General features: G+C 63.3%; 12 protein-coding genes. 8 read left to right on the plus strand and 4 right to left on the minus strand.

What is annotated here, in order from left to right:
• Positions 1 to 20: 20 nt before the first annotated feature.
• Complete coding sequence (locus tag ACYVHH_RS07265; RefSeq protein ID WP_460564469.1) at positions 21 to 599, plus strand: DJ-1/PfpI family protein; 579 nt, start codon at positions 21 to 23, stop codon at positions 597 to 599.
• Positions 600 to 659: 60 nt separating this feature from the next.
• The gene (locus tag ACYVHH_RS07270; protein WP_460564470.1) at positions 660 to 1,082 is read left to right on the plus strand and encodes a ribbon-helix-helix domain-containing protein; all 423 of its coding nucleotides are present in this window, start codon (positions 660 to 662) and stop codon (positions 1,080 to 1,082) included.
• Here ACYVHH_RS07270 and boxB read toward each other — a convergent pair.
• Positions 1,058 to 2,548 (minus strand): benzoyl-CoA 2,3-epoxidase subunit BoxB, encoded by a 1,491-nt coding sequence (boxB, locus tag ACYVHH_RS07275; protein ID WP_460564471.1) that lies wholly within the window; start codon positions 2,546 to 2,548, stop codon positions 1,058 to 1,060. The two genes, ACYVHH_RS07270 and boxB, sit on opposite strands and share 25 nt — an antisense overlap.
• A 207-nt stretch (positions 2,549 to 2,755) precedes the next feature.
• On the opposite strand from boxB, the gene ACYVHH_RS07280 reads away from it, so the two are divergent.
• A complete protein-coding gene (locus ACYVHH_RS07280) occupies positions 2,756 to 3,022 on the plus strand; it encodes a flagellar basal body rod C-terminal domain-containing protein (RefSeq protein ID WP_460564511.1) in 267 nt (88 codons plus the stop codon).
• Positions 3,023 to 3,253: 231 nt separating this feature from the next.
• Here ACYVHH_RS07280 and ACYVHH_RS07285 read toward each other — a convergent pair whose 3' ends face one another.
• Complete coding sequence (locus tag ACYVHH_RS07285; RefSeq protein WP_460564472.1) at positions 3,254 to 4,942, minus strand: GMC family oxidoreductase; 1,689 nt, start codon at positions 4,940 to 4,942, stop codon at positions 3,254 to 3,256.
• A gap of 119 nt (positions 4,943 to 5,061) precedes the next feature.
• On the opposite strand from ACYVHH_RS07285, the gene ACYVHH_RS07290 reads away from it, so the two are divergent.
• Positions 5,062 to 5,949: a LysR family transcriptional regulator gene (locus ACYVHH_RS07290; protein WP_460564473.1), complete on the plus strand. Its 888-nt coding sequence runs from the start codon at positions 5,062 to 5,064 to the stop codon at positions 5,947 to 5,949.
• A gap of 15 nt (positions 5,950 to 5,964) precedes the next feature.
• Here the strand turns inward: ACYVHH_RS07290 and ACYVHH_RS07295 are convergent, their stop codons facing one another.
• Positions 5,965 to 6,294, minus strand: a complete 330-nt coding sequence (locus tag ACYVHH_RS07295; RefSeq protein WP_460564474.1) for a type II toxin-antitoxin system YafQ family toxin — start codon at positions 6,292 to 6,294, stop codon at positions 5,965 to 5,967.
• The gene (locus tag ACYVHH_RS07300) at positions 6,266 to 6,544 is read right to left on the minus strand and encodes a type II toxin-antitoxin system RelB/DinJ family antitoxin (RefSeq protein WP_460564475.1); all 279 of its coding nucleotides are present in this window, start codon (positions 6,542 to 6,544) and stop codon (positions 6,266 to 6,268) included. The genes ACYVHH_RS07295 and ACYVHH_RS07300 overlap by 29 nt, the downstream gene beginning before the upstream one ends.
• Positions 6,545 to 6,773: 229 nt before the next feature.
• On the opposite strand from ACYVHH_RS07300, the gene cas3 reads away from it, so the two are divergent.
• From cas3 to cas7e, 4 genes are read left to right on the plus strand one after another with little or no spacing between them, the layout of a single operon-like run.
• Positions 6,774 to 9,452, plus strand: a complete 2,679-nt coding sequence (gene cas3, locus ACYVHH_RS07305; RefSeq protein WP_460564476.1) for a CRISPR-associated helicase Cas3' — start codon at positions 6,774 to 6,776, stop codon at positions 9,450 to 9,452.
• Entirely contained in the window at positions 9,449 to 10,996 is a 1,548-nt protein-coding gene (gene casA, locus ACYVHH_RS07310) for a type I-E CRISPR-associated protein Cse1/CasA (protein WP_460564477.1), read from the plus strand. Before cas3 ends, casA begins: the two co-directional genes overlap by 4 nt.
• Positions 10,993 to 11,541 carry a type I-E CRISPR-associated protein Cse2/CasB gene (gene casB, locus ACYVHH_RS07315; protein ID WP_460564478.1) on the plus strand — a complete coding sequence of 183 codons (549 nt, stop codon included), beginning with the start codon at positions 10,993 to 10,995 and terminating at the stop codon, positions 11,539 to 11,541. The genes casA and casB overlap by 4 nt, the downstream gene beginning before the upstream one ends.
• A gap of 10 nt (positions 11,542 to 11,551) precedes the next feature.
• The gene (cas7e, locus tag ACYVHH_RS07320; protein WP_460564479.1) at positions 11,552 to 12,694 is read left to right on the plus strand and encodes a type I-E CRISPR-associated protein Cas7/Cse4/CasC; all 1,143 of its coding nucleotides are present in this window, start codon (positions 11,552 to 11,554) and stop codon (positions 12,692 to 12,694) included.

Consider the following 12,694-nt stretch of genomic DNA (forward strand, 5'->3'; position numbering starts at 1 on the left):
CGCTATCCAAGGAGACTCCGATGGGCAAGAGGCTGTTGATGATTTGCGGCGACTACTGCGAAGACTACGAAACCATGGTGCCCTTCCAGGCACTGCAGGCCGTTGGTCACACGGTGCACGCGGTGGCTCCCGACAAGAAAGCCGGCGACTGGATCCATACGGCCATCCACGACTTCGAGGGCGCCCAGACCTACAGCGAGAAGCCCGGCCACCGCTTCACGCTCAACGCCAACTTTGCCGACGTGAAGCCCGAGAGCTACGACGGCTTGGTGATCCCCGGCGGGCGTGGCCCCGAGTACCTGCGCATGCACGCCAGCGTGGTGGCCATGGTCAAACACTTCACCGGCAGCGGCAAACCAGTGGCGGCCATCTGCCACGGCGCCCAGCTGCTGGCTGCCACAGGCGACATCAAAGGCCGCACCATCTCGGCTTATCCGGCCTGCCAGGTGGAGGTGGAGCTTGCGGGCGCCACATACGCGCCCATCGCGGTGGACCAGGCGGTCACCGACGGGCCTTTCGTCACCGCGCCAGCGTGGCCAGCACACCCTGCGTGGATTGCGCAGTTCCTGGAGGTGCTGGGCACCCGTATCAGCCACTGATGCCAAAAACCGCCCGGGCGGCGCACAATGCGCGCTGGATCACCGCGCAGGAGTGTCGTCATGTGTGAAATCTTCATCAGTGCCGATCCCGACAGCTACGCCAGCCGTACCCGCTCGGTGCGGTTGCATGGCGTGGTCACCAGCATCCGGCTGGAGAACCTCTACTGGGATGTGCTGGCCGAAATCGGCGAGCGCGACGGCATGACCGTGGTTCAGCTGATCGAGAAGCTCTATGACGAACTGGTTGCTGCACGTGGTGAAGTGGGCAACTTCGCGTCCTTCCTGCGGGTGAGCGCCCTGCGGTACATGGCCTTGCAGGCACATGACCGCATCCCCATGGACAAGGCCGTGCCCATCCGCTCGCTCGACGCCCGCGCTGTCCTGCAGGCGCTGCCGTCACATTGGGCACTGACCCCTTCGGGGGCCCGGCACCACGGAGATGCCGGACCACCCGCCGATCAGTCGATCTTCACGTACTCGTAGTCCACCGGCTGCTGGTTGATGCCCATGCGTGGCGGGGCGATCCAGCTGGCGTATTCGCCGGGCTGGTGGCAGGGCTGCATCAGCGAGTTGATGAAGGCCATGTCGGCGTCGTTGGGCAGCCATTCGCCCTGGCCAGCTTGCCACTCGGCTTCGGTGAGCAGGCGGCCGTCGGGGCTGATGCGGTGGCCCGCGAACTCGCCGATGCGGCGGTTGAAGCCCTTGTGCGGCTGGGTGATGCGGAAGTCGATGCCCGCCTTCTCGATCACCTTGTTCCAACGGTCGATGCCGCCCTGGCAGTCGGCGATGTAGTCGTCCAACAGGCGGCTGTTGATGGCGCGCAGCGCAGGCACGTCTTCCTTCACCAGCTTGCCATCCACCACGCGCTCCACGGCGTAGGTGTCGTTCTGCAGTTCGTGGTCGTCCTTCAGGTTGGCTTCGTTGAAGCGGCCCTTCAACCCGGCGCTGAAGGCGTCGGCGGCGTTGGACGAAATCTCGGAGCCGAACAGGTCGCGCGTCACGCTCATGTGGAAGTTGGCCTTGCGCTGCAGCAGCGGCAGGTCCACCACGCCCAGCTTGCGGATGGCTTCCACGTCGTACGGGTCTTTGATGCCTGCCTTGACCATGGCGTTGCAGGTGGCCTCGATGGTGCGGCCCACGCCGGTTTCGCCCACGAACAGGTGGTGCGCCTCTTCCGTCAGCATGAAGCGGCAGCTGCGGCTCAGCGGGTCGAAGCCGCTTTCGGCCAGCGCGGCCAGCTGCATCTTGCCGTCGCGGTCGGTGAAGTAGGTGAACATGAAGAAGCTCAGCCAGTCGGGCGTGCGCTCGTTGAAGGCGCCCAGGATGCGCGGGTTGTCCTGCTGGCCGCTGCGGCGCTCCAGAAGGGCCTGGGCTTCCTCGCGGCCGTCCTTGCCAAAGTACTTGACGAGCAAGTACACCATGGCCCACAGGTGGCGGCCTTCTTCCACGTTCACCTGGAACAGGTTGCGCATGTCGTACAGGCTGGGCGCGGTCTTGCCCAGGTAGCGCTGCTGTTCAACGGATGCAGGCTCCGTGTCGGCCTGGATGACGATGAGGCGGCGCAGCAGCGAACGGTATTCACCGGGCACCTCTTGCCAGGCGGGCTCGCCCTTGTGGCGGCCGCAGGGAATGGTGCGGCCTTCCACCTTGGGCGCCAGCAGAATGCCCCAGCGGTACTCGGGCATCTTCACGTAACCGAACTTGGCCCAGCCCGCCGGGTCCACGCCCACGGCGGTGCGCAGGTACACGTCAGCTTCCTGGAAGCCGTCGGGCCCCATGTCCTTCCACCAGTCCAGGTAGCCGGGGTGCCAGCTTTCCAGCGCGCGCAGCAGCGTGCGGTCCGACGACAAATCCACGTTGTTGGGAATGGCGTCGTCGTAGCTCACTTCAACAAAACGGTCACTGTTGACCGACTCTGGGGCTTCGATCAGGGTGTCTTCCTGGCTCATGCGGGTCTCCTGGGTGGTTGATATGCACTTTAGTGCTTCTGTCTTTGAAGCGATGTGCAGTATCGTGCTTAATTTTGGGCGGGGATTTGAGCCAGATCAAACCGCGTGCAAAAGACCAGGTGCTTTGCACGGCCGGTGCGGCGGCGTAAACTTGAGCGCATTCAGGAGCTTTTCCCGGTGAACATCCTTTCCATCGCCCAGTCGGGCATGCAGTCTGCGCAGCTTCGGCTGGACAGTTCGGCCCACAACGTGGCCAACCTGCCCACCGAGGGCTTCCGCCGCCAGGAGGCGGTGGCCGAGGCTGTGCCCGAAGGCGGCGTGACCACGCGCCTGCAGAAAGCGCAGCAGCCCGGCGTGAATCTGGAAGAGGAAGTGGTGGAGCAGATGTCGGCCAGCTTTGCCTACAAGGCGAACCTGCAGGTGTTGCGCGTGGCCGACCGCACCATGGGTGCCTTGTTGAACGAAAAAGCCTGAACCCAAAAAAGAAACGCCGGCATGTAGCCGGCGCTGAAGTATTCTGCATCTCTGGGGACGCTGGATTTCTGTTGTTCGAGTTTGGGTTGTCTCCTCGGTCCTCTCGCGTGTGACTGTCAGGGCGCACCCTCCAGTCAGCGAGTGGTTACATTCTAGGTACATGCACCAAGCCTGGGCATAGGGAATAACCCGGTATTTTCGTGATTCATGCTGTCGGACGTCTGACAGCCCCTACACGCCCGACAAGATCCAGCGTGCCGCCTTCTCGGCCATCATCAAGGTGGGGCTGTTGGTGTTGCCGCTGGTGATGGTGGGCATGGCACCGGCGTCCACCACACGCAGCCCGGCAATGCGCCCGCCGCGTCCGTCGCGCACGCGCAGGTGGCTGTCCAGCACGGCGTTCTGGTCGCCATCGGCCCCCATGGCGGTGGTGCCCACGGGGTGGAAGATGGTGGTGGCGATGTCGCCCGCCAACCGGGCCAGTTCCTCGTCGCTCTGGTATTGCAGCCCGGGCTTGTATTCCTCGGGCTGGTACTTGGCCAGGGCCGGTTGCGCCACGATGCGCCGCGTCAAGCGCAGGCTGTCGGCGGCCACCTGGCGGTCTTCAGGGGTGCTCAGGTAGTTGGGCGCAATGGCGGGCGCGTCTTGAAAGTTGGCGCTGCGTATGCGCACGGCGCCCCGGCTGGTGGGGTTGAGGTTGCACACGCTGGCCGTGAAGGCCGGGAAGCTGTGCAACGGCTCGCCGAAGGCATCCAGGCTCAACGGCTGCACGTGGTATTCCACGTTGGGGTCGCGCATGTCTGGCGAGCTGCGGGTGAAGGCACCCAGCTGGCTGGGCGCCATGCTCATGGGGCCGCTGCGGCGCAGGGCGTATTCCAGCCCTATCCTGGCCTTGCCCCACAGGCTGTTGGCCAGGGTGTTGAGCGTTTTCACGTTGCGCACCTTGAACACAGCGCGAATCTGCAGGTGGTCTTGCAGGTTGCCGCCCACGCCGCGCACGTCGGCCTGCACGGCAATGCCGTGTTGTTGCAGCAGATCTGCCGGGCCGATGCCCGACAGCTGCAGTATTTGCGGTGAGCCAATGGCGCCCGCGCTCAAGGTCACCTCGCGCGTGGCGCGCACGGTGTGCAGCTGGCCGTCGCGCACCACTTCGGCACCCGTGCAGCGCAGGCTGCCGTCGGCGGCGGTTTCCAGCAGCAGGCGTTTCACCTGCGCGCCGGTCCATACCGTCAGGTTGGTGCGCTGGCGCACGGGGCGCAGGAAGGCCTTGGACGCATTCCAGCGCCAGCCCGCCTTCTGGTTCACCTCAAAGTAGCCCACGCCTTCGTTGTTGCCACCGTTGAAGTCACCGGTGGCGGGAATGCCCGCCTGCTGCGCGGCCGCGGCAAAGGCGTCCAGGATGTCCCAGCGCAGGCGCTGCTTTTCCACGCGCCATTCCCCGGTGCTGCCCAGTTGCCGGTTGCCGTGCAGGGCGGCAAAGGCGGGGTCGCTCATCCCCTCGTGTTCCGCGTCAAGCCGGTAGTGGTTCTCGTGGGCCTTGAAGTCGGGCAGGCAGTTCGACCAGGACCAGGATGCGTCTCCCGTCAGGCGGGCCCACTGATCGTAGTCGCGCGCCTGGCCCCGCATGTAAATCATGCCGTTGATGCTGCTGCAGCCACCCAGCGTCTTGCCGCGCGGGTAGCGCAGGCGCCGGCCGTTCAGGCCGGGGTCGGCCTCGGTCTGGTAGAGCCAGTCGGTGCGCGGGTTGCCTATGCAGTACAGGTAGCCCACGGGGATGTGGATCCAGTGGTAGTTGTCGGGCGGGCCCGCTTCCAGCAGCAGCACGCGCCGGGCCGGGTCGGCGCTCAGGCGGTTGGCCAGCAGGCAGCCAGCGGTGCCCGCACCCACCACGATGTGGTCAAAAGTCAAGGCGTCGTCCACATGGTCTCCTCAGTGGTATCTGAACTTTGTATAGGAAGGCTTGCCAATTTACCCATAAGCCGGGCATTGCACCAGTCAGAATTTCTTGGGCGTGACATAAATCCTATTAATATCGGTTGGTGGACATCCCCGCCTTGCGCATCTTCGTCACCGTTGCCCGGGAGGGCAGCCTTTCGCGCGCCGCCGAACGCCTGCACTTGACGCAACCCGCCGTCAGCCTGCAAGTGAAGACCCTGCAGGAGCGGCTGGGCCTGCGCCTGTTCGAGCGCACACCGCGTGGCATGCGCCTCACGCCAGACGGCGCGGCGCTCCTGCCCCTGGCGGACCGTGTGCTGGAGGCGCAGCGCGAATTCGTGGGCGGTGCGCAGCGGTTGCACTCGCAGGTGCGCGGCACGCTGTCCATCGGCACCATCCTCGACCCCGAGTTCACCCGCCTGGGCGCCTTTCTGCGGCAGCTGGTGGAGTCCGCCCCGCAGGTGGAGACAGTGCTGCGCCAGGGCATGAGTGGCGAGGTGCTGGCGCGGGTGGAGGCAGGCGAGCTGGACGTGGGCTTTTACCTGGGCGACCCGAACGAGGGCCGCCCGGCCGAGGCGTATCGCGTGCGCCTGCTCACGCCCTTCACCTACCGCGTGCTGGCGCCGGCCGGCTGGGGCCCACAGGTGCAGGGGCAGGACTGGCGGGCCCTGGCCAGTCTGCCGTGGATCGAGACGCCCGCCGCCTCGGCCCACCACCGCTTGCTGCACAAGGTGCTGGCGCCGCAAGGCCTGCGCGTGCGCCGCGTGGCCCAGGTGGACCAGGAGGCATCCATGCTGGACCTGGTGCGCTCCGGCGTGGGGCTGAGCCTGGTGCGCGATTCGGTGGCCATCCGCGAGGCGCAAGCGCGCGGCCTCGTCATCGCCGACCGGGTGCAGCTGGATTGCGTGCTCAGCTTCATCTGCCTGGCTGGGCGGGAGCAGGAGCCCGCCATTCAGGCGGCCTGGGCGGCGCTGGAGGGGGTGTGGGGGTGAGCTGACCCGGACGGCTTATCCGAATAACTCCGCGTGGGTGCCCGTGCGAACAAACACAACCAACCCATGCTTGCCAATATCGTCAAGCGTGTAGATCAGCAAAAAGTCGCCGCCGATGTGGCATTCCCTATGGTTGGCCCAGTTTCCGGTCAGCGGGTGGTCCAGCCATTCAGGCGGAAGCGGTCCGTCATTGGAAACCAGCAGCGTCATGGCTGCTTTCAGGCGGTTCATGTCATACCGGCCCGAATGCGACAGGCGTTGCCAGTCTTTAAGAAATTCCTTGGTGTAGTCGGACGCGCGAGGCAGGGCTGCCCGCTTACTGGTTGCCGGTTTCTTCAAGCTCATCGATCAGGGCGTTGGCAGTGGCAAAGCGGGCGCGGCGGTTCTGAACGATATCGTTGGCTTCGGCCATGGCGGCGCGGGTGGTGGCGTTTGGAGCTTTCAAGGCAAAAGGCAATTCCTTGTCAGCCACCACACGTGTAAGAAAGACCCGCACCGCGTCAGAAACCGTCAGCCCCATGGATGCCAGCGTCTCTGTTGCCTGAGCCTTGATGTTCTCGTCCACACGAACGTGGACCATGGTGGTTGCAGCCATAGCGGCCTCCTGATGCGATCGTATGAGATACATTGTATCTCTCATCAAAATCCTGCGCGCATATCGTTTTTTGATACGCAAGGCCTGCAGCATAGGGGCAAACCAACTACGGAACGCCCATGCTGTCACACCAACTCCTTGCTGCCACGCCGCTAGCGGGCGAATCTGATTCGCCACAAATGCTACTTTGCTGTAGCATGGGCCGAACAGCAGCGGGGAGGGAGCGGAAATGAGGTTCGCGGAACTGCCAGAGGCCGTGAGGGTGCTTTGGGCCAAGAGCGGGGAGCCGCAGGGGCATGGCTTGCTGGCCCATATGTTGGACGTGGCTGCCGTGGCCGAAGTCCTGCTTCAGCATGAGCCGCGCAGCACAGTCAACGCCATGGCCCAGCAGTTCGGCACGGGCGAGGATGTGTTCATCCGTTCTGCGGCGGCGTTGGTGGGCCTGCATGACTTTGGCAAGTCCATAGCCGGTTTCCAGACCAAGTGGCCGCCAGGGAAATTGCGTGTCGAGTCCACCGGGCTCAAGTTTTCCAAGACCGATGCAAACTACGCCGACCATGCTGCGGCCAGTGCGGCGTTGTTGCCGCCATACCTGTGTGCAACCGGGGCGGCGAGGGGCTGGGTTCTAAGTGCGTTGCAGGGCATCAGTGCCCACCATGGCTACAACCTCAACGTCACCGAAATCAAGGCAGCAACGTCGCCTTTTGAAGAAAAGGCCTGGGCGGCTGCACGGCAGGCGTTGTTCGCGGCCTATTGGCAGACGTTATCTCCCCAAGGTGTGCCCATGGGTGAGAGCCTGCCGCTTCCTGCAGTGGAGTGGCTGGCGGGCCTGACCAGTGTGGCCGACTGGATTGGCTCCAACGTTGACTGGTTTCCACTGGGCGAGCGTGCAGATTCGCTGGCAGACCACTTCGCTGAAGCCCGTTCCCGTGCCGAGGAGGCGTTACAACAGATTGGATGGACTCAAGCGCAACCGCTGTTGACAGAAGATAAGGGTGCGGACGATTTGATAGGGCGCATCGTTGGACGGACAGGCCTGGGGGTACGGCCCCTGCAGGCAGAAGGTGACCGCCTGCTGTCGGGGGCTGAGGGGCCGACGTTGTTGCTGGTTGAGGCCCCCATGGGCGAGGGCAAGACCGAACTGGCCTTCCTGGCCCACTTGCGTCTGCAGGCAGGCAATGCCCATCGGGGGTTGTACGTGGCATTGCCTACCCAGGCAACCGGCAACGCCATGTTCGACCGGGGCCTCACATTCCTGCGCGCTTTTGGCGAACAGCAGCGCCTGGACATACAGCTTGTGCATGGAGGCGCCATGCTGGATGAACGTGTGCAAAGACTCAGAGGCATCTACGGCGAGCGCAAGGACGACGTGTCTTGTTCGGCATGGTTCTCGCAGCGGCGCAGACCCTTGCTGTCGCCCTACGGTGTGGGAACCATTGACCAAGCCTTGTTTGCCACGCTGAACGTCAAGCACCACTTCGTCAGGCTGTGGGGCTTGGCCAACCGTGTGGTGGTGTTGGATGAAGTTCATGCCTACGACACCTACACAAGCGGTTTGATTGAGGCGCTACTGCGCTGGCTCAAGGCTCTGGGTTCCTCGGTGGTGCTGATGAGCGCCACCTTGCCGGAGAACAAAAGGCGTTCTCTTATGGCCGCTTGGGGCGTCAATGCGGATCAAGTGCCTGAATTGCCGTATCCCCGTTTGGTCATGGCCGACTCTCAAGGCGTGCAGGGTGCCACCTTCGCTGCGCGCACCTTGCCTGCCATCAGCTTGCACGCCGTGGCTGAGAGCGTCGAGGCCCTGGCGCAATGCGCACTGCAACAGCTTGAAAACGGCGGGCACGGCGCGGTGATTGTCAACACCGTTGACCGGGCTCAAAAGCTGTATCGCCAGTTGCAACCATTGCTGGGTGCGGACGTTCGTTTGATGTTGTTTCATGCCCGCTATCCCGCAGACGAGCGTGGCCAGCGTGAACGTGACGTGCTGGCGGCGTTTGGCCAGTCAAATCCATCTGTTCAACGGGAGGGCCGGGTGCTGCTGATTGCTACCCAGGTGGTGGAGCAAAGCCTGGACATTGACTTTGACTTTCTGATCACAGACTTGGCGCCTGTTGACTTGATCCTGCAGCGAGCGGGGCGCTTGCACCGGCATCAACGCACACGGCCCGCGGCGCACGCCCAGGCGCGGCTGTACGTTGCGGGGCTGGCACCCGAGCATTTGCCCGAACTGAAAAGCACCGCCTGGGAGTTCGTGTACGACCCGTACATCTTGGGCCGCACCTGGGCCTTGTTGTCGCGTGAGAGTGTCTTGACCCTGCCCGGAGACATCGACCGTCTGGTGCAGGCTGTTTACGGCGACGACCCCCTGCCCGAAGACTTGGATGCCGAGGCGCTTACCTACATCACGCAAGAAGCCTATGGCAAGCGGCTGGCGCACGAAAAAGACGAACGGCAAAAGGCGGTCAACATTGCCGTGGATGCCAAGGCCGAGCCGCAGCTCGCGTACCTGCAGCTACCGCGTGGAAGCGAAGAAGGCGAAGGACTGGGGCTGGTCAACAAAACCCGTTTGGGCGACGACGCCATCACCGTGGTGCCGGTGTATGCCGTCGAAGGCGGGTGGAGCGTTACCCCGGAGGGTGAGGCGTTTGATCCGCAACGGCCCATTGCTGATGCGTTGGCTCGTCGTCTGTATGGCCGCCAACTGAAGATCAACCGCAAGGGGCTGGTGGCCCACTTCGCAGCCGTGACCGCCCCTCCAGCTTTCGCTGAACACCCGTTGTTGCGTCATTTGAAGCCGATGGAGTTGTCCGCCGATGGTTTTACGGTCGCAGGTGATTGGCGTGTGCAACTTAACCAAGAGCTTGGTTTGACATATGGCGCGAACACTTCCAAGGAGGGAAATGCATGAGTCCTGGTTTCAACTTGTTGGACGAGCCTTGGCTCCCCGTTCGCATGGCGGATGGGCAGGTCAAGGACGTGGGGCTGCTGGAGTTGTTTGACCAGATCGAGCACGTCAGCGCATTGGCCGAAACCTCTCCGCCCAGTCTGGTGGCGCAGTACCGCCTTTTGCTGGCCATTACCCACCGTGCGTTCACGACGGAACACGGGCCATGGACCGAAGCGCACCGTGCCAAGTGGTTCCGCGAAGGGTTGCCTCAGGGCGTGGTTCAGGCGTATCTGAACAAATGGCGTGACCGGTTTTGGTTGTTCCATCCAGAACATCCGTTCATGCAGGTGGCAGCTCTGGCCGCGTTGCCAGAAACCAAAGACAAACTCAAGCCCTGGACCCAAATTTCCTTGGCCAGTGCGAATGGCAACACGCCAGTGGTGTTTGACCACTCCAGCGACGACGCGCCCCGTGCCATCCTGCCAGGTGTGGCCTTGCGGGAGCTGTTGGGCTTTTTGCAGTTCACGCCTGGCGGCTTGGTGCAGACATTGCGGGTTTCTGACAATGCCGGGCCGCTGAGCAATACCGCAGCGGTGGTGCCTGTCGGCGCCAACCTGCAGCAAACCCTTCTGCTGGCCTTGCATCCCGGCAGCACCAACAGTGATTTGCCCGCATGGGAGCGTGACGCACCGCAGCGCCATGAGCTTGTGGCCGAACCGGCCTTGCCAACCGGAGCCAACGACCGCTACACCCGCCTGAGCAGAGCGGTGCTTTTCCAGAGAACGCCTACAGGCCGCGTGCAGTGGTTGCATTTCGCCGTAGGCATGGCCATGGCCGACGACCAGAACGCGCCAGACCCGATGGCGAACTTTCGCGCAGGTAAAGACAAATTGGTGCGTGTCACCTTCACCGAGGGCAAGGCGTTTTGGCGGGATCTGCCAGCCCTGGTTCCAGATGCTGAAGGCAAGTTGAGCAAGCCCGCGACTGTGTTGGGTCTGGCAGCCAATCTACGGCTGATGCTGGGTGACGACAGTGACCAGCCCTTGCTTGTCGCCGGGTTGGCCAGCGACCAGGCCAAGCTTTTGCGTTGGCGATGTGAGCAGATGGCGTTGCCCCCGGCTTTGCTCAGCGACACCCGGCTGGCGGGGTTCCTTCGAGACAAAGTCCGTCAAGCCGAGGGACTGCACGATCGCATCAGGTCCCTGGGAACCACCATGTTTGCCGAAACCATGCCCGACCCGGACAGCAAGGACACCCGTGCCCGCGCCCGTGCCCTGCTGGATGGGGGCGCGGCCACGTCCGTGTTCTTCTCGCACGCCGAAAGGGCGTTGCCGCAGTTGCTGCAGCACATTGCCCACACAGATGCGGAAGAGGCAGAGAACCATTGGTCGGCCCGCTTGCTGGAGGCAGCGCAAGTCAGTTGGACGGTGCTGGCACAGCAGCTTGGGCGCACACCCCAAGCCATTCGGGCAGAGGCCCGGGGGTGGCCGCGTTTTCAAGGCGTGCTGCGCGAGTTCAGACCCGCCAGCCCCATCACTCAACCACCAGAGGAGGCGCAAGCATGAGTGACTTTGCCAACGACTTTTTGAAGCACTTGGCGGCGTTGTCTGAACGCCAGCCGGGTGCCCTGGCGGCGCTGCGCCGAAGCCTGGGGTTTGCCCCGGGAGCCTATCCGCCAGCGTATCCGTATGTGGAGCGTTTTGTGGCGGCAGAAAGCCATGCCAACCACCCACAACGCTTGGCACTGTATCTGGTGGCGGGGTTGTATGCCATGCACCCGCACCAAGCGTCCGCCAGCTTGGCCAGCAGTCTGGCCCAACTGATGCGCCAGCGCGGCAAAGACCAGGGCAGCAGCATCGAGAAGCGTTTCGTGGCTTTGCTGGGCGCCGATGCAGAGGACTTGCCCAACCACCTGCGCCAGATCGTCAGCCTGCTGTCTGCCGATGGTGTGGGCCTGAACTACGCCACGCTGCTCAACGACCTGAGTTTCTGGCTGAACACGGGCCTTGACCCGGAAAAGCGCGACCGTATCCGTCAACGCTGGGCCAGAGACTTTTACCGTGCACTGGCACCCGCCACCGAAGAACCATCCACTGTCAACCAAGATTGAGAGGCCTGTCATGCCCCTGTTTGTTGAATACCACCTGATCCAAAACTTTGCACCGTCCAACCTCAATCGCGACGACACAGGTGCACCCAAGGACGCCTTGTTTGGCGGGCACCGCCGTGCGCGGGTGAGCAGCCAGTGTTTCAAGCGCGCCATACGTTTGGCGTCCCAAGAACACGAACTGGTGGCGCCACAGTATCGTGGTGTGCGAACAAAGAAGTTGCTTGCGCTGCTGCAAGCCAAGTTGCCCGGACGTGATGCACAAGAAGCCCGAGGGAAGATTGAAGCCGCATTGGCGGCGGCAGGCCTCAAGCTCAAAGACGACGGGCAGACCGAGTACCTGTTGTTCCTGGGCGAAGGGGAAATTGCCGGTTTGGCGGAACTGATCGAACAGCATTGGGATGAGTTGGTTGCCAGCCCAGCAGGTGGCGAGAAGAAGGGCAAGAAAGAAGCCAAAGCCAGTGCGCCAGATGAGGTGAAGAAGAAAGCCAAGGCGCTGCTCAACGGTGGCAAGGCCGTGGACGTGGCACTGTTTGGGCGCATGCTGGCTGACATGCCCGAGGTGAACCAGGATGCAGCCTGCCAAGTGGCGCATGCCATCAGCACCCACAGGGTGGAGCGGGAGTTTGACTACTTCACTGCCGTGGATGACGTGGGCGGGCCGGAGGAAACCGGCGCCGGCATGATTGGCCAAGTCGAGTTCAACTCCGCCACGTTCTACCGCTATGCAGTCGTGGATGCCACCAAATTGCTGAAGAACTTGCAAGGCGACCAGGACTTGACCTTGGCCGCGCTGGAGGCGTTCACGCAAGCCAAGGTGCGTGCCGTGCCCACGGGCAAGCAAAACACCTTTGCGGCGCACAATATGCCCGCGTTTGTTGGTGTGTGCCTGCGGCATGCCGCGCCCTTGAACTTGGCCAATGCCTTTGAAAAACCCGTCGCGCCTGGGCGCGATCAGGCACTCAGCAGCCAGTCGGTGGCGGAACTTGCCAAGCACGAAGCATTGTTGGCTGGTGTGTATGCCGATCCGCGTGACCGTTGGGCTTATCTGGACCTGAGCGGTGCCTGGCCAGAGGGGCGGGGCGAGCAGCAGGCCAACCTTGCAGCCTTGGCCAGTTGGGTGAAAGAACAGGTCGCAGCGGAACAGGGGCGCTGA

The organism is Hydrogenophaga aquatica (assembly GCF_054780915.1).